The following is a 24,223-nucleotide window of genomic DNA, read 5'->3' on the forward strand; positions in this document are numbered from 1 at the left end:
TTTAATTTTCAGGTTTATAGATAAACCAGTGTTCATCCGAAGTTTTAGCCTTATACATTGCCTGATCTGCTTGCATAATGAAATCTTCGGGGCTAGATGCAAATTGTGATAAAGCAATACCTACACTAAAACTGAAGTAAATGGTTTGACCATTCAGATGCAAAGGTTCTTTACAGCTTTCGAGTAAATTTTCAGCAATAGATATTAAATGATCAGCATGACTAATGGAATGCAAAATGACAGCAAATTCGTCGCCACCTAAACGCGCAATAAAATCTTGATGGCGTAGACGAGTTTGCAGACGATTCGCCATTTCTTTTAAAACTTCATCACCAGCTAAATGGCCAAACTGATCATTAATCGATTTGAAGTTATTGTTATCTATGAATAATAACGCAGACTTATTGTCAAAACCCTTATCTTCAAACATGTCTAAGAGAATCTGATAGAAATAATGTCTATTAGGCAACAAGGTGAGTTGGTCATGATGAGCCTGAAAAGATAATTTACGATTTTCCTTTTGTAGCTGGTTATCCCATATCTGAATTTCTTCAAGTAACTCGTTAAAAACGGTATTTAAATCTTGAAATTCTTTAATTCGATTATAAGGAAAACGAAGATTATAAGCTTTTTGTTCACTTACAATTTGAGCAATATTGGTAAGTGGATAAATAGCTTGCATAATTTGACGATAAGTTAAGTTTACTGACCACCACAAAGCGCAAACGATAAACAACATCGCAATTGCCAGCCCTACCATAATCATTTTGAGGAACTGCAATATTTTTTCGGAACTACCAAAAAGGGTGAGTTCACCTACATTTTGTTCATGATGGTAAATCGTAAGATGAACGGGTTCATTTAAAAACCAATGATCAAACCAACCCTCCAAAATTGAAGTTTGACTTGATAATTTAAAACTTTGTGCAATTAAATGATGTTCTGAATCATAAATATGAATAGTACGAATTGAATGATCATTCGTATATTCATTCAAAATTTGCTCTATCGTAATTTTATCATTAAATACAACTGCGGGCTGAATACGCTCTAGTAGTGTATGGCTAAGCAATTGCAAATTTTGTTTGGCGTAAGTTTCCATTGTAAAAACAGAAATCGATACAAACGTAAAAGAACAGATAAAAAAAGTAATTGCAAAAATAGTAAATTGAGATTTTCTAAATAAAGCATGCAATGAAGTGGACTGATACAACTTTGATATCATGGCCCTTACTCCGCATTCTTAGCCAAGAGCAATACTCTCGGATCAATATGAACTTTGGAGTGACTTAAAGCATCTAAGTTAACTTTAAAGGTAGTGTAATTATTTTGATTATATAAACAAAAGATACTTCCTATTTCGCACTCTGGATTATTAATGCTTAAAGAAAGTAAAGAACGGTAAGGATAGTTCTGAATAAGACTTTGTTGTTGCTGTGGCGTAGTAGTAGAGAAATAAACAGCCTGACAATGTGACCGAGCAAAATCTTTCGCGTTTACAGTTTGAACACGATAATTATAAGACATTTGCTGGATATAAGATTGAAAGGTAGATGTAATGGAGGGATTATCAATAACACAAAGGGTAGGAGTATTTACATTCTCCCATTTACTGTAGCTTAGAATAGATAAAGTAAGCACATAGAAGTTATGTTTTGAATTGGCATAACAAGGCCCACTCGTAGCAAACACTACAAGTATGCAAACAAATACTTTTTTAGCGAACTGCCACATGGTGAGTTAATGCCAAACTATTGCACGAATAATCTATTCTACATGAAGTTGATTAAGTAAAAAAAGTTTAATATCTCATCTCAAGTCGACTAAAACGCCTAAAAAAAAGGCATATATATCACTTTTTCTTAGAAATAGAAGAAAAAATCGGCACTCGATAGAAAAAGGCAGAAATACCCCTTGCAAAGGGTTATTAATCCTCTATAATGCACATCCATCGGCGGTGATGCAGATAAGAACTTGTTGAAAAACAGTTACTTGGAATTAAGTTGATTACTTTAGGTAGTGAATTTGATGAGAAGTTGGTTTTGAGAATAAGTTTTGAAAATATCGAAATTACCTGTTGACTTTTAAGAGATTAAGAGTAATATAGCCGACCTAGCTTGCTGGTGACGAACCAGGAAGAAGATCATTAAGAAATTATGAAGAACAACTTGTGTGGATTTTTACTGATTGATTGATCGAAATATTATCATTGATTGATTGGTTTAAATTACTCGAAGTTTATTTGAGCGAAATTTAAGTCAGAAAATTGATGAGCCAGAATTGGCACCTTGTCTTTAATAAGGTGCAAAATGATTTTTAACTGAAGAGTTTGATCATGGCTCAGATTGAACGCTGGCGGCAGGCTTAACACATGCAAGTCGAGCGGAGTGATGGTGCTTGCACTATCACTTAGCGGCGGACGGGTGAGTAATGCTTAGGAATCTGCCTATTAGTGGGGGACAACATTTCGAAAGGAATGCTAATACCGCATACGTCCTACGGGAGAAAGCAGGGGATCTTCGGACCTTGCGCTAATAGATGAGCCTAAGTCGGATTAGCTAGTTGGTGGGGTAAAGGCCTACCAAGGCGACGATCTGTAGCGGGTCTGAGAGGATGATCCGCCACACTGGGACTGAGACACGGCCCAGACTCCTACGGGAGGCAGCAGTGGGGAATATTGGACAATGGGCGCAAGCCTGATCCAGCCATGCCGCGTGTGTGAAGAAGGCCTTATGGTTGTAAAGCACTTTAAGCGAGGAGGAGGCTACTTTAGTTAATACCTAGAGATAGTGGACGTTACTCGCAGAATAAGCACCGGCTAACTCTGTGCCAGCAGCCGCGGTAATACAGAGGGTGCAAGCGTTAATCGGATTTACTGGGCGTAAAGCGCGCGTAGGCGGCTAATTAAGTCAAATGTGAAATCCCCGAGCTTAACTTGGGAATTGCATTCGATACTGGTTAGCTAGAGTGTGGGAGAGGATGGTAGAATTCCAGGTGTAGCGGTGAAATGCGTAGAGATCTGGAGGAATACCGATGGCGAAGGCAGCCATCTGGCCTAACACTGACGCTGAGGTGCGAAAGCATGGGGAGCAAACAGGATTAGATACCCTGGTAGTCCATGCCGTAAACGATGTCTACTAGCCGTTGGGGCCTTTGAGGCTTTAGTGGCGCAGCTAACGCGATAAGTAGACCGCCTGGGGAGTACGGTCGCAAGACTAAAACTCAAATGAATTGACGGGGGCCCGCACAAGCGGTGGAGCATGTGGTTTAATTCGATGCAACGCGAAGAACCTTACCTGGCCTTGACATAGTAAGAACTTTCCAGAGATGGATTGGTGCCTTCGGGAACTTACATACAGGTGCTGCATGGCTGTCGTCAGCTCGTGTCGTGAGATGTTGGGTTAAGTCCCGCAACGAGCGCAACCCTTTTCCTTATTTGCCAGCGAGTAATGTCGGGAACTTTAAGGATACTGCCAGTGACAAACTGGAGGAAGGCGGGGACGACGTCAAGTCATCATGGCCCTTACGGCCAGGGCTACACACGTGCTACAATGGTCGGTACAAAGGGTTGCTACCTAGCGATAGGATGCTAATCTCAAAAAGCCGATCGTAGTCCGGATTGGAGTCTGCAACTCGACTCCATGAAGTCGGAATCGCTAGTAATCGCGGATCAGAATGCCGCGGTGAATACGTTCCCGGGCCTTGTACACACCGCCCGTCACACCATGGGAGTTTGTTGCACCAGAAGTAGGTAGTCTAACCGCAAGGAGGACGCTTACCACGGTGTGGCCGATGACTGGGGTGAAGTCGTAACAAGGTAGCCGTAGGGGAACCTGCGGCTGGATCACCTCCTTAACGAAAGATTGACGATTGGTAAGAATCCACAACAAGTTGTTCTTCATAGATGTATCTGAGGGTCTGTAGCTCAGTTGGTTAGAGCACACGCTTGATAAGCGTGGGGTCACAAGTTCAAGTCTTGTCAGACCCACCATGACTTTGACTGGTTGAAGTTATAGAAAAGAAGATACAGAACTGATGATGTAAGCTGGGGACTTAGCTTAGTTGGTAGAGCGCCTGCTTTGCACGCAGGAGGTCAGGAGTTCGACTCTCCTAGTCTCCACCAGAACTTAAGAGAAGTTCGGATTACAGAAATTAGTAAATAGAGATTTAGATCTTAGTTTATTAACTTCTGTGATTTAAGTATCACGGTATTAAGCATGACCTGACGAAGGCGTGTTTATTCATTAACAGATTGGCAAAATTGAGTCTGAAATAAATTGTTCACTCAAGAGTTTAGATTAAGCAATTGATCTAAATGAATTGAGAACTAGCAAATTAACTGAATCAAGCGTTTTGGTATATGAATTAGATTGAAGCTGTACAGTGTTTAAGTACACAGGCAACAGATAGTAGCGATGAAGAATCGCACGGACAACACTCACTTGTAGGTGTTGACGACTGTTTGGGGTTGTATAGTCAAGTAATTAAGTGCATGTGGTGGATGCCTTGGCAGTCAGAGGCGATGAAAGACGTAATAGCCTGCGATAAGCTCCGGGGAGGCGGCAAATATCCTTTGATCCGGAGATTTCTGAATGGGGGAACCCACCTACTTTAAGGTAGGTATTGCAACATGAATACATAGTGTTGCAAGGCGAACGAGGGGAAGTGAAACATCTCAGTACCCTTAGGAAAAGAAATCAATTGAGATTCCCTTAGTAGCGGCGAGCGAACGGGGATCAGCCCATTAAGTTATGTGTGTTTTAGTGGAACGCTCTGGGAAGTGCGAACGTAGAGGGTGATATTCCCGTACACGAAAGGGCACACATAATGATGACGAGTAGGGCGAGGCACGTGAAACCTTGTCTGAATATGGGGGGACCATCCTCCAAGGCTAAATACTCCTGACTGACCGATAGTGAACCAGTACCGTGAGGGAAAGGCGAAAAGAACCCCTGTGAGGGGAGTGAAATAGATCCTGAAACCGCATGCATACAAGCAGTGGGAGCCGACTTGTTCGGTGACTGCGTACCTTTTGTATAATGGGTCAGCGACTTATATTCAGTAGCGAGGTTAACCGTATAGGGGAGCCGTAGAGAAATCGAGTCTTAATAGGGCGTTTAGTTGCTGGGTATAGACCCGAAACCAGGCGATCTATCCATGAGCAGGTTGAAGGTTGGGTAACACTAACTGGAGGACCGAACCCACTGTCGTTGAAAAGCCAGGGGATGACTTGTGGATAGGGGTGAAAGGCTAATCAAGCCTGGTGATAGCTGGTTCTCCCCGAAAGCTATTTAGGTAGCGCCTCGGACGAATACCATAGGGGGTAGAGCACTGTTTCGGCTAGGGGGTCATCCCGACTTACCAAACCGATGCAAACTCCGAATACCTATGAGTACTATCCGGGAGACAGACTGCGGGTGCTAACGTCCGTAGTCAAGAGGAAAACAATCCAGACCGCCAGCTAAGGCCCCAAAATCATAGTTAAGTGGGAAACGATGTGGGAAGGCATAGACAGCTAGGAGGTTGGCTTAGAAGCAGCCACCCTTTAAAGAAAGCGTAATAGCTCACTAGTCGAGTCGGCCTGCGCGGAAGATGTAACGGGGCTAAAACTATGTGCCGAAGCTGCGGATTTGACTTTAAGTCAAGTGGTAGGGGAGCGTTCTGTAAGCCGATGAAGGTGTATTGAGAAGTATGCTGGAGGTATCAGAAGTGCGAATGCTGACGTGAGTAACGACAAAACGGGTGAAAAACCCGTTCGCCGAAAGACCAAGGGTTCCAGTCCAACGTTAATCGGGGCTGGGTGAGTCGACCCCTAAGGCGAGGCCGAAAGGCGTAGTCGATGGGAAATTGGTTAATATTCCAATACTTCTGTGTAATGCGATGAGAGGACGGAGAAGGTTAAGTCAGCCTGGCGTTGGTTGTCCAGGTGAAAGGAAGTAGGCATGCATCTTAGGCAAATCCGGGGTGCTCTATGCTGAGATCTGATAGCAAGCTGTACTTGTACAGCGAAGTGGCTGATACCATGCTTCCAGGAAAAGTCTCTAAGCTTCAGTTACACAGGAATCGTACCCTAAACCGACACAGGTGGTCAGGTCGAGTAGACCAAGGCGCTTGAGAGAACTCTGCTGAAGGAACTAGGCAAAATGGTACCGTAACTTCGGGAGAAGGTACGCTGTTGTTGGTGATGGAACTTGCTTCCTGAGCTGATGACAGCCACAGAAACCAGGCCGCTGCAACTGTTTATTAAAAACATAGCACTCTGCAAACACGAAAGTGGACGTATAGGGTGTGATGCCTGCCCGGTGCTGGAAGGTTAATTGATGGGGTTAGCGTAAGCGAAGCTCTTGATCGAAGCCCCAGTAAACGGCGGCCGTAACTATAACGGTCCTAAGGTAGCGAAATTCCTTGTCGGGTAAGTTCCGACCTGCACGAATGGCATAATGATGGCGGCGCTGTCTCCAGCAGAGGCTCAGTGAAATCGAAATCGCTGTGAAGATGCAGTGTACCCGCGGCTAGACGGAAAGACCCCGTGAACCTTTACTGCAGCTTGACATTGAACTTTGACCTTACTTGTGTAGGATAGGTGGGAGGCTTTGAAGTTGGAACGCTAGTTCCAATGGAGCCGTCCTTGAAATACCACCCTGGTAATGTTGAGGTTCTAACTCTGCCCCGTAATCCGGGGCGAGGACCATGTCTGGTGGGTAGTTTGACTGGGGCGGTCTCCTCCTAAAGAGTAACGGAGGAGTACGAAGGTGCGCTCAGCGTGGTCGGAAATCACGCGTAGAGTATAAAGGCAAAAGCGCGCTTAACTGCGAGACCCACAAGTCGAGCAGGTACGAAAGTAGGTCTTAGTGATCCGGTGGTTCTGTATGGAAGGGCCATCGCTCAACGGATAAAAGGTACTCTGGGGATAACAGGCTGATACCGCCCAAGAGTTCATATCGACGGCGGTGTTTGGCACCTCGATGTCGGCTCATCTCATCCTGGGGCTGAAGCAGGTCCCAAGGGTATGGCTGTTCGCCATTTAAAGAGGTACGCGAGCTGGGTTTAGAACGTCGTGAGACAGTTCGGTCCCTATCTACCGTGGGCGCTGGAAATTTGAGAGGATCTGCTCCTAGTACGAGAGGACCAGAGTGGACGAACCTCTGGTGTACCGGTTGTGACGCCAGTCGCATCGCCGGGTAGCTATGTTCGGAAGGGATAACCGCTGAAAGCATCTAAGCGGGAAGCCTACCTCAAGATAAGATTTCCCTAGGACTTTATGTCCTCTAAAGAGCCGTTCGAGACTAGGACGTTGATAGGTTGGATGTGGAAGCATAGTGATATGTGAAGCTGACCAATACTAATTGCTCGTGAGGCTTGACTATACAACACCCAAGCAGTTGTATATAAAGCATCAATCGATTCATTAATGTACAAAGCAACTTGATTTAGTTATATGCTTAGCTAAAATGAACAAATAAAGTAAGATTCAATCAGCCCATCTGTAAAGTTTTGGAAAACGCATCGGCACATTAAGACCAATGCAAGTATCCATACCAGTTGTGCTGGCGACCATAGCAAGAGTGAACCACCTGATCCCTTCCCGAACTCAGAAGTGAAACCTCTTAGCGCTGATGGTAGTGTGGGGTTTCCCATGTGAGAGTAAGTCATCGCCAGCTCATTATTCTAAACACCCCCTACTTAATCGTTGGGGGTGTTTTTTTGTGCGCGGAAATTAATGAATTAAGTACGCTGATTTTATATAAAAATTTCATCAAAAAGATGAAAAAATAGGCAAAATATGAAAGTATAAACCAATAAATAATATCTTAATTTCCTTTTATAATTTTAATTTAGGTATTTTATGAGAATAATAGTTTTTTATTTGCTTGTTTTGCTTTTAATAGTTATTCAGCTGAATCTATTGATGAACAATTAGTTTTAAATCTTTTAAAAAAGAAAAAACATCAGTACAAAACAAGGAAATAATGAGCTTTATGGCCTTATTGTCAGAAGATTTTTTGGGTTCTAAGAAGGATGGTACACCTCTCACTAAAGATAGTTATAAAGAGGGAATAATGATAACTTTTATTAATGCTTCCAAAATTCTTCATAATGTTAAGATCAGATCTCTCTATATATCTGAAAATAAGCAGTCAGCAGAAGTAGTGTTAGAAAGTGAAACTAAGTTTTTGTTAGAAAGAGGAAATTATAAAGAAGTGGTTACAAGCAATAGTGTAACGAAATCTACATTAATATTAGAAAATGGTACATTAAAATATAAAAATTCTAGTTATATCAAATGATTAATTGTAGATATCTGCATGCATAAATAAAAAAATTGATTATTTATACTTTAGTCCCTCATAGAAGAAGTTTTATTATCTTAAAAATATAAATTTTTCTAAAATTTAATATTTCCTACTTTCCTGTTTAGCTGGCAGACCTATAAGGATTCAGAATTATTCCGAATCTAATAAGGACATAACACTCTAGCTAATCAACAAAGATATCTAATTGATGAAATTATATTTATAACTGTCGGCGAGCATGTTTTAAAGCAGTGCGAAGACCTTCTTCTAGAGTCGGGTGATAGAAAGGCTTCTCTAGAATGTCATTTAAAGTCAATTCCTCGCCTATTATCCAGCTTAATAGATGAGCCATATGCTCTGTAGCTTCTGTAAATAACTCAGCACCGAGAAGCTTTTGACTTTCTTTATCTATATAAACTTCAATACCTCCCTGGTTTTTCCCAAGAACTATAGCTCTTCCTTGCCGTTCATAAGAGGCTTCACCTGTAATAAAGTCTATACCGTTATCTTTTAGTTGTTTATAACTTTGCCCGACGATTGCCATTTCAGGATGACTAAATACAATCCCCAATGGAGTAAGTGTTTTAACTGAATTAACTTGTGGATAATTCAAACAGTTATGAACAACTTTTTTTCCTTCATGTGCTGCTTCATGTTGTAATGGTGTTGAAGTATAAGCATCACCAACAATAAAAATTGGATATGTATCTAACTGCTTGGTTTTTGCATTTATAGGTAATAACTTAGTATCTTTAAAAGAGTTATCAATATTTTCTAGTTTTAAAGTATCAAGTAAACTTGTACGACCTGTTGCCGCTAAAACATATTCAACTTTGAGAGTTTTCTCTACTTCATTAAGCTGGTAAGTTAATAAAGCATTTTCATGACTGCATTTAACTTCATTGGGGAGAGTTTCGAATAGAATTTTTAACTCTTTGCTTAGCTCTCTTTGTGCAAGCTGTTGAAGTTTTGAGCTAGTAAGTACCCCAATTCTTTTACTGCGAGCGAAGATTGTAGTTTCTACACCTAAACGATGCATTGCTTGAGCAATCTCAAGGGCAATTACACCACTACCAATGACAGCAATAGATTTTGGGAGTGTTTGTAACTCAAATATTTGATCTGTTGTTATAAGCCGATTACCAAGTTCTTCCTTCCAATTTTTATCATAATTGGGTGTGGAGCCAACAGCTAGAATAAAACTTTTTGATTGGTACTGTTGACCATTAACTTCTACAGTTTGTGAATCAATAAAATGTGCTTTACCAGAAATTTTATGTTCAGAAGGCCATTGTTCTACATCTTTTAAAGTTGCTTGCGTAAAACGATCACGTAAGGTTTGTACGTGCTGCATCACTTGATCTGTATTAATTTTTGCAGATATCTCCAAAGCAACCTCTTGAGCATTTTGAATGTCAAACATACGGTTTGCTGTAGAGATGAGAACTTTACTTGGCATACAGCCTACACGAGCACAAGTGGTATCCCATGGTCCATCATTTATAATTAAAATATTATTGGTATGTTTAACGGCTTCTTTATATGCGCTGATACCAGCAGTACCTGCGCCAATGATAATAATATCGAACATTTTCATTAAGCTATTTTATTTAATAGATATTTAGAATATATAGAAAAACCCTCTTGAACAGAGGGTTTGATTCTAATTATTTAGCTTTAAAATGTAAAATTTTGCGTAAAAGGTGTTTTTAAAGTGGTTGAAACAGTCCCATTTTGATTAGTAGACTGACCTTCGATGCTTATACCATTAATGACATGCTTAAAGTTTAGTGTAGTTCCATTCAAACTTTGCTTAAAAGTAAAAATATTTTGTCCTTCTAAATAAATACTGCCATTAAATTTTTGTGCGTTTGTTGTTGATGGCTCATTCTCAACGCGACTTCCTTCAAGGCTAGTAATACTTGGTAGACTTAATATTTGCTGATTACCTGATTTTACTTTGTATGTCGCATTGTTCGTATTGCCTGGAGTTGAGTTCACAACAAATGAAATTGGCTCTGCAAAAGGAACATTAGGGTTATCATTAATAAGTACGTTGAAGCCAGAACCACCTTGAACTACGTAGAGATCACCATCAATTGATGTATTATCTTTATATACACTCATTGCACCGGTAGTAACTTCTTTTTCAGTCGGTTGGCCTGTCTCTGGATCTTGAACAACAGTCGTTGTAGTGATTTTATAGTCACTTGTTGTTGAATTAATTAATACGAATCTTTTTTGCTTGGTTTGTTCAAGTCCCCATGACTGTTGGAATGGATACGCAAAGGCTCCAGTAATTGTCACATCTTGGAAGTTTTTATCATTATTTTCATTTTGAAAAATATAAATTCTGGTATTTGATTGATAGTCCTCTAAATTCGGAGATATATTGTCGTTCGCCAGTTTAATATTTTTTAAATCATCTGCCGTAATATCAAAGTCCCAGTCACTATAATCAGTGAGTAAAGTTTTAATTTCTTCACCTTTAAATACATAGCAGGCGCGGTAGTCTGTAGTGCTCTTAATAAAGCATTTTTCACGATAGTGGTCGGAGTACTTGGTAAGATCTACTTTTCGAATATCTAATGTTAACTTGAGTGGACCTTGGGCAAAGGTATCTAATGCGTGATCAATGTAACCTTTTGATAGCTTTTCATTATTAATATCATAGGCACCAAATAAATATTTTCCTTCTTGCTTTACGCTATTTAAAACAGAAGTAGCCAACTCTTGATCTGTTGATGGTGTGGTTGGAGTTGTTGTAGAGCCAGAATCTGAATTTTGGTTATAGTAGCCATCACCGCCACCTCCACCACAAGCTGTCAAAAAAGCAGCCAAAGTAATCCCACATACCCCATGAGTAAGTTTCATCATTATCCCCAATTAAAATGATAAGTTATTTAAAATAATTTTTTAGATTTATAAAATAACATATATTTCATGAGGTTGCTCATTATATTTATGAGCGGTTAGCTAATTAAATTCTTGTACCCATAGTTACTCCAACTGTAGGTTTTACTTGCATTGAAGAGCACGCTGTAAGAATTAAACAGCTTAAAAGAGCGAATATAAATTTATTCATAAAAATTAATAAATGAGTCAAAAAGATTTAAATACTTTAGATCAATATTATTTTTAGTTCTGTTGAATTCGTGCAGAGATATGCAAAATAATTTATCAAAAACCCTATTTAAAAGAAGAAATAGGGTTTTATAGAATATTAATTTATTAAACTTAGTCGTCTAATAAGTCCATCTGTTTTGCTAATTGATATAGATTATTTGAACGGTTTCCTGTGCGGCAGAACATAAGGATAGGTTTTGGCAACTCATTGTAATGATTAGCAAAAGTACGTACATCGAGTTCCGTAATTTGGCCAGCTACAACTGGTTGATAAACATAGTCTAAATCTGCTTGGCGTGCTGCTTCTTCAATTTGAGCACTTGTAGGCTGTTCTGGGCCGCCTTCCATATCTGGTCGATTATTAATAATCGATTTAAATCCTTTTTCTACAACTTGGCCAACATGCTCTGGACCAATTTGACCTGCGAAACCAACATTATCTGACATTTCGTCACTCCAAAATTTAACAAAACCTCTTATGCTGTATCATAGCATTAAGCTTAACCTGAGATACAAGACACTCTTGTGTTGTTCTGACTGAGAAAGTTATGTCTTATAGCTAAGTTATAAATTTTAAAAATGATCATCACGCTATTTTAAAATTGGTTATTCATATTCTATTTCAACGGAGCACATATGCACGCTTATACGGTTGAGCCTTTATATGTTCCATGTGGTCAGGAAACGATCGCAGCTGATTTTTATATTCCTAAAACAAATAAGAAATCTGCCGTAATTATTATGGCCCATGGTTTTGCTGCGTTGCGTCAATTTAAACTAATCCAATATGCTCAGCGGTTCGCTCAAGCAGGTTATGCTGTTATTTTGTTTGATTATCGATATTGGGGGGGGAGTACTGGCAAGCCTAGAGAAATGGTCTCAATCAATTCCCAGTTAGAAGATTGGAAGACTGTTATTCAATATGCTTCGACCTGTAAGCTTGTAGATAACCGAAGGATTGTGCTGTGGGGAACTTCTTTAAGTGGGGGATATGCGCTAAGCCTAGCTTCTGAATTAAAGAATATTCAGGCAATTTTAGTACAAATTCCTTATGTAGATGGTGCTGAAACTGCCAAGCTCTATCCTTTGCAACGCTATCCTCAAGCATTGAAGTTATCAAGTCAGGATTATATGGGATCAAAAATGGGGCTTAATCCCAAAAGATTACCTGTCGTCGATCAACATAATTTATGCTTTATGCCTACAGCAGATAGTTATTATGGCTATCTATCGATTGTAAACCCTGACTATTATTGGAGTGGTGAAGTCCCGGCTCGTGTCTTTTTTAATTTGATGCGATACCGTCCAATTCAGGTTGTACGTCAGATTAATATTCCGGTTTTATTTATTGCAGCCCAAAAAGATTCACTTATTCCTATTGAGTCCAGTCGCGAAGCTGCGACAAATATTGCACCTTTTGTGAGTTATCATGAATGGGATATGAAACATTTTGATATTTATCATGGTTCATGGTTTGAAAAAGCAGTGATAACCCAATTAGAATTTTTACATCAGCATATAGGAGTGATGTAAATGATTATTGTATGTGCATCGTGCGGTGCAAAAAACCGAGTTCCGGAAGAAAAACTTCCTGAGCAACCAAGCTGTGGGCAATGTCATCAGCCATTACTACCGCTAGCACCTATTGAACTAAATGAGCAAAATTTTAGTAACTACATCACGAATAGTGATTTACCTATTCTCATAGACTTATGGGCAGAATGGTGCGGACCCTGTAAAATGATGGCTCCACATTTTGCGCAGGTCGCAAAACAGAATCCAGGCGTTATTTTTGCCAAGATTGATACCGAAGAATCTCCTCGCTTGAGCCAAGCTTTTCATGTGAGAAGTATTCCGACACTTGTCTTAATGAATAAAACGACAGAGGTCGCGCGTATTAGCGGTGCATTACGTGCGCCTGAATTGCAGCAGTGGCTGGATCAACAACTTCAAACGAATTTCGGGAGCTAAGGTGTCAGAAGCTTATACCAAACCAGAAGGAATTTTGTCCTTACAAACGATTGCCATGCCAGCAGATACAAACTGGAGTGGTGATGTCTTTGGTGGATGGATTGTGTCACAAATGGACTTGGCTGGAGCAATTCACGCAGAACGTTTCAGTCGTGGCCGCTGTGCTACGATTTCCATTAATCAAATGACCTTTTTGGTTCCGGTAAAGGTTGGCTTTGTTATTAGCTGCTATACCAAAATCTTAAAAGTTGGAAATACTTCTATTCAGATGCAAATTGAAGTTTGGGATAGTCATGATGACTCTCGTGAGCCAATACGTATTACTGAAGGAGTCTTTACCTTTGTAGCAGTGGATGTAAAAGGTAATAAGCGTCAAATACCCGAAGAAGCAAGACAAAAGTTTTTAGATATTCAATAAAACGTATAAAGCCTGAATATTCGTATTCAGGCTTTAATTTAGACGAAGAACTCATTTTTAGAATCAAAACATCGTATTTGTATTTTTGCTTTGCTCTGGAATATTTTGTATCACATCCCAATGCTCTACGATTTTTCCATTTTCGACACGAAAGATATCAATAATTGCTCTTCCTCGATCTTTTTCATTTTCAGTGGAATGAACGTGTAAAACGACAAGATTACCTTCAGCAATCGCACGTTTAATTTCATTTTTAGCTTGTGGGTTCTTTTGGAATTTTTCAGTGAAGAAATTAACAAAGGGTGCTTTTCCATCTGGCACATTAGGATTGTGCTGAATGTATTGTTGACCAATATAGCGGTCTGCATATTCTTTGACTTTATGTTTTAAAAAGACGCCTTCATAAAAGTCGATGACTATTCTTTTGTTTTGAGCACTTACTTTATCTATAGCTTCAGATTTGGTCGAAGTTACTTTACTGGTTTTAAGATTAGGTTCATTCGCGTGAGTCGTTATTGTTGTAAATATTAAGCTGGTAAATAAAGAGGAAAGAATCAGTATTTTTTTCATTTTGACCTCAAGATACAAAAAATAATTTTTATATCTTGAGGTAAATAAAAATCTAAAAGTACTTTAGATTAGTTATTATTTCTTACGTTTAGGTAACCATGCCCACAGCATTTGGCATTGGATTGGTTCATTGCCTGCATCATCAATAACAGTAACCGGAATCACAAGTTCACCTTTTTCATTATCTGCAATAAACTTTTGCTGTTCAGCAGATAGTGTTGCTGTAGCAGTCAAACCGCCTTCAACCACTTTTAAATAATCTACATGCAATGATTTGATTAATAAAATGCGGTTATCAGGAATATGTAAACCCGTTAGAAAACCCGTTGCAGTTTCTGCTAAAAGAGCCATCGCCGCTGCATGGACTCCTTTAATATGATTCTGCATATTTTTCTGGTTTTCTAGGCGGACAGTAACATGGTTTGAGTCTACTTCCAGATAGCGAATATTTGCTGTACCGACCATTGGTACGATGCGACCAAACGCCTTGCTCCAAAGCGTACTCCGAATACCCTTAGGGAATTTTGAAGTCGCTTTTACCAGTTTTGATAGACGATTGGATTGAGACATGGAATTACCTTAGCTTTGACTGTCACGACAAGAGATTAGTCTTTAAAGTTATTAAACTGTAATGGCACACCAAATTGTTGTTCACGTAAAAAATTCATGACTTGTTGTAAAGTGTCACGCTTTTTATCTGTTACACGAATTTTGTCACCTTGGATAGAAGATTGCACTTTAACGCCACTTTCTTTAATGGCTTTATTAATTTTTTTTGCAGTATCTGAGTCAAGACCGTCTTTAAGTTTAATCACTTGTACAAAATTTTTGCCTGAAGCAGCAGCTTTTTGTGGATCAAGTGCTTGTACATCAATTTTACGTTTATAAAAATGATTTTCTAACATGTTGTAAACTTGTTCACACTGGAAATCACTTTCGGTACTGATTTTAATTTCTTTATTTTTTTCGTTTATTTCGACTGAAACATCATGACCACGAAAGTCAAAACGTGTTGCAATCTCTTTTTGTGTGTTCTGTACAGCGTGATTAACTTCAAAAATCTCTAATTCAGAGACAATATCGAAAGAAGGCATAGTTTAGACCTTTACAAAGGGAAAGAATATTTGAGATGCTAAGAGGGTTTTCTTCATTTGCCAAGTGTTGTTTACATCAAAGGAGTGCACAATGATCCGTAAACAAGAAATTACAACATTTGAATTCCCAGAAAATGCTGTTATCTGGGATGTCCGTGATACAAATGCTTATGCAGAAGGGCATGTTAAAGGTGCGGTAAATCGCCCGATTAATGATTTGAATGCTGATATTTTGAACCAGGTCTCTGCGGGTCAGCCGATTTATATTTTATGTGGTGGTGGTAGCAAAGCTCCTCGTGCAGCTGAGACACTAGAAGGATTGGATGCCTCGCGTGAATATGTCGTGCTGATGGGGGGGACACGTGCAGCTCGTGATGCTGGCTTGCCTCTAGAGCAGGGCGCATAAAAAAAAGCACCTTAGGGTGCTTTTTTATTGAAGAGAACTACTGTGGTTTGAAATACGGCTTTTTAGGTTTTACTTTTTTTTGGAATCTTTGAGGATTCAACTTTTGTAATAAGCTGTCTGGTACAGGACAAGCTTCTCCTAACATCTTGGCAACTAAGATCTCACTGCATAGCGGAGCAAATAGAAAGCCCTTTGAACCAAGACCGGCAAAAGTAGCAATTCGGCTATTTTCCTGCATTTTTCCTAACAACGGAAAATAATCTAAGCTTTGTGCGCGAATAGATGCACGGCCTTGCCATGTCGAAGGTGATGGTAACTTTTCTGCATATGCAGGGAATACGCTGTGGATTAATTCAAAGTTATGCACATGGTCTTCGGGAAGTACATCTTGATCTTCACGATTTGGATAAAAAGACGCACCTAAAATCATCTGTGAAGCATCAAGTTGCATGCAATACCCACCATAGCTATAAGCTTCATTTAACGGCAGGGGAGCAAATGTATTATCAACCCAGCTTACTTGTCCGCGTATTGGTTTTAACTGTGGATAGTTTTCAAAAAAAGTCGCGCTTTGACGTGCACAGCACACAACAACATGGTCTGCTTCCGCAATAACCTCATTACCAGCCTGCAACTGAACTTTATTTTCAAAAGGAAACAGTGCTGTGACATGGGCAATTTTGAGATCAATTAAAGGATGTTGCAAAATTTCATCACGTAGTTGATGTGGTGAAACAGAGCCCGCTTTGGTCAGTGAAATACTTGAATATGTAGTTTCAAGTGAGTTTGCAGAATGGGTAACAACATCAGTTGGATATTGATTTACAAGATCGAGAAACTCATCTGCATTTTTCAATGCGATTTGTTGTATTTGAAGTGGACGGAATGCTTGAAAATTTTTATAAAAATTTAAGGCATGTTGCCAACTTAAAGTCATGAGATGTTCATGGCTTTGTTCAATTGGACATAGTTTTGGATTAAGCAATGCCAAAGGATTTCCTGAAGCACCAGATAATGAGGCTGTTTGCTCATATAGGGTTACTTGGTGCCCGCGAGCTGCAAATGCCCACGCCGTAGTTAAACCTGCTATACCGGCCCCAATTATCGCAATATGCTGTTGTCCGTTACCCAATGGCTGAACTTGGTTTAATGAGGGCTCATCATCAGATTGAGGTGGATTCCAGATTGCTTTGAGCATTTCCCGTTTATGCCGAAAACCACGTGGACGTGAAATACGAATACCATGCGCTTTAAGCCCACGTTTTAAAACACCTGCGACACTAAAAGAGGAAAATGTGCTGCCATAGTCAGATAGACGGACAATATGGTTTAAAACGTTTTGTTCCCACATGTCTGGATTGCAAGAAGGTGCAAAGCCATCTAAAAACCAAGCATTTACTGTCTTAGTTTTAGCCATGCTTGGGAAAATTTCTTGTGCATCTCCTATCCATAAGTCGATGCTAAAACGCTCGTTAGGAAAAGTTAAGCGATGACACCCTGCAATAGGGAGCGGATATTGTTCAATTAACTGCTCTGCAAGTGGTTTAAGCTCATGCCAGACATTTAAAGCACGAATCAGGTCAGCTTTACTTAATGGAAATTTTTCAACACTAATTGCATGTAAATGACTTTGATTGTCTGGACGGACTTGTTGCCAAAGTTGCCAGAGTGCAAGAATATTTAAACCAGTACCAAAACCAGTTTCTCCTACGCTGAAATATTCAAAATCTTTTAGATTGGCTAAGCGTTCTGATAAGTCATTACCATTTAGAAAAACATGTCGTGTTTCAAGTAAGCCATTATCTTTAGAGAAATAGACATCACCAAATTGTTTGGAAACGGGAACCTCGATACCATCGATGAGTTCCCAGTCCAGTTCTGCTGTTTGAATACGGTTTGATACGGTCATTTGGTTTAATAAGTTGCTTGAATTTACCACTGGCGTCGACGTTTTGTATGAATATAACTAGCGATAAAAAATCCTAGCAATACGCCACCAGCTAAGGTAACAGCACCATATAAAAACATTTGCGCGCTGCGTTCGCTTTGTAAGACTTGAACCTGAACAGAGAGGCTATCATTTTTTAACTGTAACTCTTGGTTCTGAGCCAGAGCCTCAAGATTGGCATGTTCTAACTGTTTTAAACGAGATGCCTGATCTTGAACCAAAGCTTTGATTTTCGCATCTTGCTGTTGTTTATTCTTTACAAGCTGTTCAGCTGTAAGTGGCTGAGCTGTAGTCGCTGTTTTTACAACTGTTGGTGCTGCTGTAGGAGCGGGTTTAGTGGCCGGAGTTGAAGGCACACTTGGAGGAGGTGTTGCTGGTGTTGCAGCAGGTTCAACTGCTCCAGCAGTTGAACATATCAAACACAAGCCAAGAAAGCTTTTGATTGCAGGCTGCATGCGATTACCCTTTTGGAAATGCTTTATTAAACGGTTTTACATCAATATGGGCATAAATGCCTTCTTTGAGAAATGGTTCTTCTTTTAACCATTCATCTAATGCTTCGCGACTGTCGAATTCAACAATCATGGTGCTGCCATAGAAACCTGCTTGAGGATCATTTGGGTCTTTTGGCATAGCTCCCGCTGTAACAAGGCGACCTTCATCATCAAGTTTTTGCAAACGTTCAATATGCTGAGGGCGTACTGCTAAGCGCTTCTCTAGAGTTCCTTCGTTATCGGTACAGCTTAGAACAAAAAAAGGCATGTAATCGTATCTCTATAATCAATCAGGAACCACTTTAAGCGTCTGGTGACTTAAAATGCTTACGTAAAATAATGAACTGAATAATGATAAATGAAAACATCACAATCATGTCACCAAATGCAGTAAATTCGCCCCAATATTTTCCGCCGTGAAATAAAAATGCAAAGAACACGTGCAAACAAGACATTACTACAAACATGGCAGCCCAAGCGAAGTTTAGATTTTTCCAACCTTTTTCACTTAACTCTAAAATAGGATCAAATAAACGTCGTATGAGTGGCTTACGATCTTTACCAAACCAAGGTGAAACCAAGAATGCGCCTGCAAAAACTAAATTTAAAATCGCAGCTTTTAGACGAATGTAGAAATCATCACTTAGCATGAGGGTGATGCCACCAAAAATGACAGTCATAAACAACACAAACCACTGTTGTTTATCTAGACGGAATTTTTGGAAAACAAATAGGGCACCATATACCACGAGCATTGAAATAATTAGACCAGTAGTTGCTACAAGAATATTATTATTATCGACACCACCAGTAGACCCGATCAGTTTAAGTAAAGGATGCTGTGCGTTAGCTGGATCAACTGTTTTATATAAATAGAAGAAAATAATTAATGGAACAAAGTCCAGAAGTGCTTTCATGTTAGAGTATCTGATCAGGTTTGGTGAATGGCATAGTATAAAAGATGCAAGGCATAGATTTACATACACATAGCAATATTTCTGATGGAACTTTGTCTCCGGAATTACTGGTGCAAGCTGCTATCGATGTGAATCTGCATACTCTGGCTTTAACTGATCACGATACAATGGATGGGTTGCAGCGAGCTAGAATTGCTGCACAAGGTCATGATTTAAAAATCATTTCTGGTACAGAGATTTCTAGTCAATGGTCACGTCCAACAACTAAAAAGAGTTATGGCGTACATATCGTTGCTTTAAATATGCAAGATGAAGCACCAATTTTAGAAGCATTAGAACAACAAAAAAGAATACGAGCTCAAAGAGCTAAAGTCATTTGCGATTTATTAGAAAAATGTATTGGTTTTCAGATTTATGAAGATGTACTGGCCAAAGTAGAAGATCAGGCCGATCGAGTGACAAGAACTCACATTGCTAAAACACTGGTCGAAAAGAAAGTTGTAACCCGTCCTCAACAAGCATTTGATCGTTTCTTAAAAGAGGGAAGACGTGCTTTTGTAAAGTTTGAAGGATTAGGGTTAAAAGAAACAATTGATGTGATTCATGAAAGTAAGGGGCTGGCAGTTTTAGCTCATCCAACCCGTTATGATTTATCTGCAACTAACGTACGCTATTTAATTGAATTGTTCGCAACTTCAGGTGGAGACGCAATTGAGCTACCTCCGCCCATGGAAACCTTATCTACTCGCCAGATGGTTGATCGAATGATTGAGCAATATCAATTAGCTGTATCGATTGGCAGTGATTTTCATGGTGAAAATATGCCATGGATTAAATTGGGAAATACACCTAAACCAACGGCTAATCAGCAAGGTGTTTGGGAGCGTTTTCTCTAAATAGTGCCTTTAGAGCAAGTTGTTATCTTGAGCTTGAATTGGAGGAGGTGTAGGTTTCCCCAAAGTTCCTAAAAGTTCAATTTCGATACTACGTACCATGGCATCTAAAGGTAAATCATTGCTTTGAGTACCAAAAGGCTCTTCAATTTCCGAGCTTAGTGCATCAAGTCCTAAGAATGTATATGCCAAAATTCCAACCAGTAAAGGTGTTGCTAAACCAAGCAATGAACCAAGACTAAACGGCAACATAAAACAGAAAAAATAAACAGTGCGATTGAGCAAAACTGAATAGGCAAATGGAATTGGCGTATTGGCGATTCGGTCACAGCCAGTTTGTACTACACTTAAATCTGAAACATTTTTATTCATCTGTGCATAGATGATGTCAGAGATTTCACCTTCTTTAAGTGCTTGTAATAATTCCCAGTGAATAAGGCTCAGCGTGTATTGAGGGGCATTATTTTGCTGATAGAGTTGGGTGAGTGCTTGCTGGCTCATACCACTAGTTTGTATTAACTCAGTTGGGTTGGCTGTCTGACGACGTAAACGGTCACGTAACACATTGGCAAAAACAATCACATGTTGAATGACACGTTCACGGCGGGCCTGAGTCAAAATCCGACAGTCACGATCAAAATGGCGTGAAGTTGCAATTAAAACGCCCCATAATTTTCGGGCTTCCCACCAACGGTCATAACAAGCAGTATTTTTAAATCCTAAGAAAATAGAAAGAACGACACCAATCAGAGTAAAACCAACCAAAGGAATTTCTGGAAAGCGATAAAGGTTGATGTATTCCACGCCACCAATGATTGCTGAGATCAACATAACAAACCCTAAGGAGGGGAGAATTTTGGGTAAAATCGTCCCTCGCCAAGAGAATAAAACTTTGAAAATACTAGGTTGATCACGAACAATCATTTTATTTTAAGCATCACTATTTTTGTTTCGATATTCTAGGCTTAGTTAAGCTTTGTCAATATTATTGAACTGATCTTGTAGTGGGGTTGAGCAGTTGTTGTTCAGCAAATGAAAAGCTTCCTTCTGGAGAGATAATAAAATGATCCAGCAGATGTATTTCGACAAGTTTGCATGCATGTTCTAGTTGTTGAGTTAGGGCAATATCTTCAGCAGAAGGCTGTGCTGAACCAAATGGATGATTGTGTGCAATTACGAGCTGGCAAGCATATTGTTGTAAAGCGTAGCGTAAAGTTTGATTAACCGAGACCGCACAATGCTGCACTGAACCAAAAAATAGCTTTTTAAAATGGAGCTTTCTTAATTCTGGGTCTAGACACAGCACAGCAAAGACTTCTTGTTTTTCACCTTTTAATTCATAGCGTAAATAATCCAAAACTAAATCAGAAGAGTGAAGACTAAGATTATTCTTCTGAAAGTGATGATCGAGATAACGCCGTCCAAGTTCTTTGACTGCCAGTAATTGAGAATATTTCGTTGCTCCAATTCCATTAAATTGAGTTAATTCGCTTAACGACGAATCAAATACTGCATTTAGGCTACCAAAATGTTGAATCAGTAAACGTGATAATTCGACTGCTGAATGTTGCCTTGAACCTGAGCGAAGAAAAATTGCTAATAGCTCTGCATCAGAGAGACTTTGAGGGCCTTGTTGTAATAACCGTTCTCTCGGCCGCTCTTGTTCGGGCCAATTTTTAATAGAAGTATTCATATTCCCCAGCATAATTCGCTTAAAATTTTATTTTGTTTGCCCAATCAATCTTGGGTCTGCGCGTATTTAATGCTATTGTGAGCGCCACTGCAACAGTAAGGTATCCTGTTCGTGAGCTTTGATCTAAGTGTTATTCCTCATAAAAACATCGTTTTAGCTGTTACTGGCGGAATTGCTGCCTATAAAAGTGCCATTTTAGTCCGTCGCCTTAAAGATTATGGCTTTGACGTACGTGTAGTCATGACACATGGTGCTCAGGCATTTATTACCCCACTAACTTTTCAGGCTCTTTCTGGTAATCCTGTCCATACTGAACTTTTAGACCCTGCGGCTGAAGCTGGAATGGGACATATTGAATTAGCACGTTGGGCTGATTTATTACTGGTTGCGCCTGCAAGTTGCGATACTTTGGCAAAATTTGCGCATGGTTTAGCAGATGACTTGCTCAGTACAGTGTTTTTGGCAACAAAATCTCCTGTCTGGGTTGCACCTGCCATGAACCAGCAAATGTGGGCGGCTAAAGCAACACAACGAAATTTACAAACCTTGGTCGAAGATGGCGTGCATGTGATCATGCCAGACGCGGGTGAGCAGGCGTGTGGTGATGTTGGTTTAGGCCGAATGCCAGAGCCAGAAGAAATTGCAAGGCAAGTGGCTGGCTATTTCCACCAAGCTCAACGTGCAATCGCTGAAAAATTTGGGTTGCTGGCAGGTAAGCGAGTTGTGATTACCGCTGGGCCAACACGTGAAGCGATTGACCCTGTTCGTTATATCTCGAACCACAGTACCGGTAAGATGGGCTTTGCCTTAGCTGCTGCTTGTTACGCTGCTGGTGCACAAGTGACTCTGATTGCTGGACCTGTCAGTTTAGATACACCAAATGGTGTAAAAAGAGTAAATGTTGCCTCAGCACGACAAATGTTAGATATCAGTATGGACTCGTTAGAGACAGGCTGCGATATCTTCATTGCAACCGCCGCAGTCGCAGACTATCGCGTAGCAGAAGTTGCCGAGCATAAAATTAAGAAGGCAGGGGATGAGTTGAATGTTTCCCTTGTAAAAAATCCGGATATTGTGGCAACTATTGCGGGTCAGGCAAAACGTCCATTTATGGTGGGCTTTGCAGCTGAAACACAAAATGTTGAGGAATATGCGGCAGGAAAACTGGTTGCTAAAAAGCTAGACATGATTGCATGTAACGATGTGTCACGTGCAGATATTGGTTTTGCTTCTGATGAAAATGCGATGACGGTTTTCTTTGCTGAAAACTATCACATGAAAAAGCGTGAGTTAGAGAAAGCATCTAAACAAGAAATCTCTCAACAATTGGTTGAAGCAATTTCGGATGCATTACGCCGTAAATAATATGTTTTAAATAAAAAAACCGCGAATGAATCGCGGTTTTTTTATTTGTCTTACGTTATCCAACTTAAGGAATGTCATCTTCAAATTCAGGTTTAACCTGAACGATGAAGTCCTGACGGTTAAGACCACGCCATAAGGCAAACGCTGTACCGATATAAATTGAAGAGTAAGTACCCACAAAGACACCGACAAACATTGCAACAGCGAACCAGTGTAGACCATCACCACCTAAGAACATCATTGCTAGAACTACAAGCAATAAGGTCATTGATGTATGAATGGTACGACGTAAAGTTTCGGTTAAAGCAATATCGATGATTTCACGAGGAGTCGCACCGCGAATTTTACGGAAGTTTTCACGGATACGGTCTGATACTACAATGTTATCGTTCAGCGAGAAGCCAATAACAGCAAGTACCGCAGCTAAAACTGTAAGGTCAAACGGCCACTGGAATAATGCAAAAGCACCAATAATAATGATGATGTCGTGGAATAAAGACATCACGGCACCCATCGCAAGTTTAAACTCGAAACGGATCGTTACGTAAATCAACATTAAAATAAGTGCAAGTGCAACCGCACCAGCAGAACGAACATAAAGCTCATTACCAACTTGACCACCTACAGAGTCCACTTTATGAACTTCTGCGGCATTGTTTGGTAACTGTACAGCCTTAGTAATCGCGTTATTAAGATCTTCAACCTTAACTTCTTGTACAGGCATGCGTACAAGTAAGTCTTTATTGCTACCAAGTGTTTGTACTACAGCATCTTTAAAGCCAGCTTTGTCGAGTGCCTGAATGACTTCAGACTGGTTTGCTGGTTGAGCATAGTTAAGCTCAGCTGAAACACCACCTGTAAAGTCCAAACCGAGGTTAAGACCTTTAGTTACAATAAAGAAAATACTCGCTAACGTAATCAGGATCGAGAAGATTGCCGCAGGTTTGGCAATCTTCATGAACGGGATGATTTTTGCATCATCCGGACGTCCATATTGTTTTGAATCTTGTTGAGTCACTTTAGTCATCATCGAT

22 protein-coding genes, 2 tRNA genes and 3 rRNA genes are annotated in these 24,223 nt (G+C 39.9%); 12 read left to right on the top strand and 15 right to left on the bottom strand.

Annotated elements, in window-relative coordinates; genetic code table 11:
- Nucleotide 1 precedes the first annotated feature (1 nt).
- Nucleotides 2–1,225 (bottom strand): diguanylate cyclase, encoded by a 1,224-nt coding sequence (locus MMY79_RS02630; protein WP_252611780.1) that lies wholly within the window; start codon nt 1,223–1,225, stop codon nt 2–4.
- Nucleotides 1,226–1,230: 5 nt separating this feature from the next.
- Nucleotides 1,231–1,734: a YfiR family protein gene (locus MMY79_RS02635; protein WP_252611782.1), complete on the bottom strand. Its 504-nt coding sequence runs from the start codon at nt 1,732–1,734 to the stop codon at nt 1,231–1,233.
- 583 nt (nt 1,735–2,317) lie between these two features.
- Between MMY79_RS02635 and MMY79_RS02640 the strand changes: the two genes are divergently transcribed.
- The 6 genes from MMY79_RS02640 (at nt 2,318) to MMY79_RS02665 (ending at nt 8,288) form a co-directional block, all read left to right on the top strand.
- Nucleotides 2,318–3,855 (top strand): 16S ribosomal RNA (locus MMY79_RS02640).
- A 59-nt stretch (nt 3,856–3,914) separates the two neighbouring features.
- Nucleotides 3,915–3,991 (top strand) — tRNA-Ile (locus MMY79_RS02645).
- Nucleotides 3,992–4,047: 56 nt separating this feature from the next.
- Nucleotides 4,048–4,123: transfer RNA gene (locus MMY79_RS02650), tRNA-Ala, on the top strand.
- A gap of 351 nt (nt 4,124–4,474) precedes the next feature.
- Nucleotides 4,475–7,367, top strand: a 23S ribosomal RNA gene (locus tag MMY79_RS02655).
- Nucleotides 7,368–7,546: 179 nt separating this feature from the next.
- Nucleotides 7,547–7,661, top strand: a 5S ribosomal RNA gene (gene rrf, locus MMY79_RS02660).
- The 16S, 23S and 5S rRNA genes sit together here with 2 tRNA genes alongside, the layout of an rRNA operon.
- A 309-nt stretch (nt 7,662–7,970) precedes the next feature.
- Entirely contained in the window at nt 7,971–8,288 is a 318-nt protein-coding gene (locus MMY79_RS02665; protein ID WP_252611785.1) for a nuclear transport factor 2 family protein, read from the top strand.
- Between the two features lie 226 nt (nt 8,289–8,514).
- On the opposite strand, the gene MMY79_RS02670 is transcribed toward MMY79_RS02665, so the two are convergent.
- The 3 genes from MMY79_RS02670 to MMY79_RS02680 all read right to left on the bottom strand — a co-directional run bounded on the left by MMY79_RS02670 (nt 8,515) and on the right by MMY79_RS02680 (nt 11,867).
- Complete coding sequence (locus MMY79_RS02670; RefSeq protein WP_252611786.1) at nt 8,515–9,885, bottom strand: dihydrolipoyl dehydrogenase; 1,371 nt, start codon at nt 9,883–9,885, stop codon at nt 8,515–8,517.
- 86 nt (nt 9,886–9,971) lie between these two features.
- Nucleotides 9,972–11,168 carry a hypothetical protein gene (locus MMY79_RS02675; RefSeq protein ID WP_252613413.1) on the bottom strand — a complete coding sequence of 399 codons (1,197 nt, stop codon included), beginning with the start codon at nt 11,166–11,168 and terminating at the stop codon, nt 9,972–9,974.
- 363 nt (nt 11,169–11,531) lie between these two features.
- Nucleotides 11,532–11,867 (bottom strand): TIGR01244 family sulfur transferase, encoded by a 336-nt coding sequence (locus MMY79_RS02680; protein ID WP_016137245.1) that lies wholly within the window; start codon nt 11,865–11,867, stop codon nt 11,532–11,534.
- A gap of 189 nt (nt 11,868–12,056) precedes the next feature.
- On the opposite strand from MMY79_RS02680, the gene MMY79_RS02685 reads away from it, so the two are divergent.
- The 3 genes from MMY79_RS02685 to MMY79_RS02695 are packed head-to-tail and all read left to right on the top strand — an operon-like array spanning nt 12,057 to nt 13,809.
- A complete protein-coding gene (locus MMY79_RS02685; protein ID WP_005309502.1) occupies nt 12,057–12,953 on the top strand; it encodes an alpha/beta hydrolase in 897 nt (298 codons plus the stop codon).
- On the top strand, nt 12,954–13,391 hold the full coding sequence (gene trxC / locus MMY79_RS02690; protein WP_003655112.1) for a thioredoxin TrxC: 438 nt from the start codon (nt 12,954–12,956) through the stop codon (nt 13,389–13,391). It abuts the gene before it with no gap.
- A 1-nt stretch (nt 13,392) separates the two neighbouring features.
- Nucleotides 13,393–13,809 carry an acyl-CoA thioesterase gene (locus MMY79_RS02695; RefSeq protein WP_057105030.1) on the top strand — a complete coding sequence of 139 codons (417 nt, stop codon included), beginning with the start codon at nt 13,393–13,395 and terminating at the stop codon, nt 13,807–13,809.
- 63 nt (nt 13,810–13,872) lie between these two features.
- Here the strand turns inward: MMY79_RS02695 and MMY79_RS02700 are convergent, their stop codons facing one another.
- The 3 genes from MMY79_RS02700 to MMY79_RS02710 all read right to left on the bottom strand — a co-directional run bounded on the left by MMY79_RS02700 (nt 13,873) and on the right by MMY79_RS02710 (nt 15,473).
- Nucleotides 13,873–14,379, bottom strand: a complete 507-nt coding sequence (locus MMY79_RS02700) for an ester cyclase (RefSeq protein WP_252611789.1) — start codon at nt 14,377–14,379, stop codon at nt 13,873–13,875.
- A 75-nt stretch (nt 14,380–14,454) separates the two neighbouring features.
- Nucleotides 14,455–14,949 (bottom strand): DUF4442 domain-containing protein, encoded by a 495-nt coding sequence (locus MMY79_RS02705; RefSeq protein WP_005036088.1) that lies wholly within the window; start codon nt 14,947–14,949, stop codon nt 14,455–14,457.
- Nucleotides 14,950–14,984: 35 nt separating this feature from the next.
- Nucleotides 14,985–15,473, bottom strand: coding sequence for a YajQ family cyclic di-GMP-binding protein (locus tag MMY79_RS02710; protein WP_004638746.1), 489 nt, complete (start codon nt 15,471–15,473; stop codon nt 14,985–14,987).
- A 91-nt stretch (nt 15,474–15,564) separates the two neighbouring features.
- Between MMY79_RS02710 and MMY79_RS02715 the strand changes: the two genes are divergently transcribed.
- Nucleotides 15,565–15,879, top strand: a complete 315-nt coding sequence (locus tag MMY79_RS02715; protein WP_016137240.1) for a rhodanese-like domain-containing protein — start codon at nt 15,565–15,567, stop codon at nt 15,877–15,879.
- Nucleotides 15,880–15,916: 37 nt separating this feature from the next.
- Here MMY79_RS02715 and mnmC read toward each other — a convergent pair whose 3' ends face one another.
- The 4 genes from mnmC to MMY79_RS02735 are packed head-to-tail and all read right to left on the bottom strand — an operon-like array spanning nt 15,917 to nt 19,238.
- Nucleotides 15,917–17,788: an FAD-dependent 5-carboxymethylaminomethyl-2-thiouridine(34) oxidoreductase MnmC gene (mnmC, locus tag MMY79_RS02720; RefSeq protein ID WP_252611791.1), complete on the bottom strand. Its 1,872-nt coding sequence runs from the start codon at nt 17,786–17,788 to the stop codon at nt 15,917–15,919.
- 23 nt (nt 17,789–17,811) lie between these two features.
- Nucleotides 17,812–18,282, bottom strand: a complete 471-nt coding sequence (locus tag MMY79_RS02725) for a hypothetical protein (protein WP_252611793.1) — start codon at nt 18,280–18,282, stop codon at nt 17,812–17,814.
- Between the two features lie 4 nt (nt 18,283–18,286).
- Nucleotides 18,287–18,589, bottom strand: coding sequence for a YciI family protein (locus MMY79_RS02730; protein WP_005309522.1), 303 nt, complete (start codon nt 18,587–18,589; stop codon nt 18,287–18,289).
- 34 nt (nt 18,590–18,623) lie between these two features.
- On the bottom strand, nt 18,624–19,238 hold the full coding sequence (locus MMY79_RS02735; protein WP_252611796.1) for a septation protein IspZ: 615 nt from the start codon (nt 19,236–19,238) through the stop codon (nt 18,624–18,626).
- 44 nt (nt 19,239–19,282) lie between these two features.
- Here MMY79_RS02735 and MMY79_RS02740 point away from each other — a divergent pair, with 44 nt between their 5' ends.
- Nucleotides 19,283–20,134, top strand: coding sequence for a PHP domain-containing protein (locus MMY79_RS02740; RefSeq protein WP_252611799.1), 852 nt, complete (start codon nt 19,283–19,285; stop codon nt 20,132–20,134).
- A gap of 9 nt (nt 20,135–20,143) precedes the next feature.
- Here MMY79_RS02740 and MMY79_RS02745 read toward each other — a convergent pair whose 3' ends face one another.
- A complete protein-coding gene (locus MMY79_RS02745; protein ID WP_005309531.1) occupies nt 20,144–21,055 on the bottom strand; it encodes a bestrophin family protein in 912 nt (303 codons plus the stop codon).
- Between the two features lie 61 nt (nt 21,056–21,116).
- Nucleotides 21,117–21,836: a DNA repair protein RadC gene (gene radC, locus MMY79_RS02750; protein ID WP_252611802.1), complete on the bottom strand. Its 720-nt coding sequence runs from the start codon at nt 21,834–21,836 to the stop codon at nt 21,117–21,119.
- 99 nt (nt 21,837–21,935) lie between these two features.
- Here radC and coaBC point away from each other — a divergent pair, with 99 nt between their 5' ends.
- Nucleotides 21,936–23,189 carry a bifunctional phosphopantothenoylcysteine decarboxylase/phosphopantothenate--cysteine ligase CoaBC gene (gene coaBC / locus MMY79_RS02755; RefSeq protein ID WP_252611804.1) on the top strand — a complete coding sequence of 418 codons (1,254 nt, stop codon included), beginning with the start codon at nt 21,936–21,938 and terminating at the stop codon, nt 23,187–23,189.
- A 64-nt stretch (nt 23,190–23,253) separates the two neighbouring features.
- On the opposite strand, the gene secF is transcribed toward coaBC, so the two are convergent.
- Entirely contained in the window at nt 23,254–24,219 is a 966-nt protein-coding gene (gene secF / locus MMY79_RS02760; RefSeq protein ID WP_252611806.1) for a protein translocase subunit SecF, read from the bottom strand.
- Nucleotides 24,220–24,223: the final 4 nt, after the last annotated feature.

This window comes from Acinetobacter sp. XS-4 (genome assembly GCF_023920705.1).
In the GTDB taxonomy this organism is placed as follows: domain Bacteria; phylum Pseudomonadota; class Gammaproteobacteria; order Pseudomonadales; family Moraxellaceae; genus Acinetobacter.

What these genes read in the sequence shown, in the direction of transcription:
- MMY79_RS02630 (WP_252611780.1), bottom strand. Translation starts at nt 1,225, where the DNA reads ATGATATCAAAGTTGTATCAGTCCACTTCATTGCATGCTTTATTTAGA.
- MMY79_RS02730 (WP_005309522.1), bottom strand. Translation starts at nt 18,589, where the DNA reads ATGCCTTTTTTTGTTCTAAGCTGTACCGATAACGAAGGAACTCTAGAG.
- MMY79_RS02735 (WP_252611796.1), bottom strand. Translation starts at nt 19,238, where the DNA reads ATGAAAGCACTTCTGGACTTTGTTCCATTAATTATTTTCTTCTATTTA.
- MMY79_RS02670 (WP_252611786.1), bottom strand. Translation starts at nt 9,885, where the DNA reads ATGTTCGATATTATTATCATTGGCGCAGGTACTGCTGGTATCAGCGCA.
- MMY79_RS02675 (WP_252613413.1), bottom strand. Translation starts at nt 11,168, where the DNA reads ATGAAACTTACTCATGGGGTATGTGGGATTACTTTGGCTGCTTTTTTG.
- MMY79_RS02715 (WP_016137240.1), top strand. Translation starts at nt 15,565, where the DNA reads ATGATCCGTAAACAAGAAATTACAACATTTGAATTCCCAGAAAATGCT.
- mnmC (WP_252611791.1), bottom strand. Translation starts at nt 17,788, where the DNA reads ATGACCGTATCAAACCGTATTCAAACAGCAGAACTGGACTGGGAACTC.
- MMY79_RS02665 (WP_252611785.1), top strand. Translation starts at nt 7,971, where the DNA reads ATGAGCTTTATGGCCTTATTGTCAGAAGATTTTTTGGGTTCTAAGAAG.
- MMY79_RS02740 (WP_252611799.1), top strand. Translation starts at nt 19,283, where the DNA reads ATGCAAGGCATAGATTTACATACACATAGCAATATTTCTGATGGAACT.
- MMY79_RS02725 (WP_252611793.1), bottom strand. Translation starts at nt 18,282, where the DNA reads ATGCAGCCTGCAATCAAAAGCTTTCTTGGCTTGTGTTTGATATGTTCA.
- MMY79_RS02710 (WP_004638746.1), bottom strand. Translation starts at nt 15,473, where the DNA reads ATGCCTTCTTTCGATATTGTCTCTGAATTAGAGATTTTTGAAGTTAAT.
- radC (WP_252611802.1), bottom strand. Translation starts at nt 21,836, where the DNA reads ATGCTGGGGAATATGAATACTTCTATTAAAAATTGGCCCGAACAAGAG.
- MMY79_RS02745 (WP_005309531.1), bottom strand. Translation starts at nt 21,055, where the DNA reads ATGATTGTTCGTGATCAACCTAGTATTTTCAAAGTTTTATTCTCTTGG.
- MMY79_RS02680 (WP_016137245.1), bottom strand. Translation starts at nt 11,867, where the DNA reads ATGTCAGATAATGTTGGTTTCGCAGGTCAAATTGGTCCAGAGCATGTT.
- MMY79_RS02685 (WP_005309502.1), top strand. Translation starts at nt 12,057, where the DNA reads ATGCACGCTTATACGGTTGAGCCTTTATATGTTCCATGTGGTCAGGAA.
- trxC (WP_003655112.1), top strand. Translation starts at nt 12,954, where the DNA reads ATGATTATTGTATGTGCATCGTGCGGTGCAAAAAACCGAGTTCCGGAA.
- MMY79_RS02705 (WP_005036088.1), bottom strand. Translation starts at nt 14,949, where the DNA reads ATGTCTCAATCCAATCGTCTATCAAAACTGGTAAAAGCGACTTCAAAA.
- MMY79_RS02635 (WP_252611782.1), bottom strand. Translation starts at nt 1,734, where the DNA reads ATGTGGCAGTTCGCTAAAAAAGTATTTGTTTGCATACTTGTAGTGTTT.
- MMY79_RS02700 (WP_252611789.1), bottom strand. Translation starts at nt 14,379, where the DNA reads ATGAAAAAAATACTGATTCTTTCCTCTTTATTTACCAGCTTAATATTT.
- secF (WP_252611806.1), bottom strand. Translation starts at nt 24,219, where the DNA reads ATGATGACTAAAGTGACTCAACAAGATTCAAAACAATATGGACGTCCG.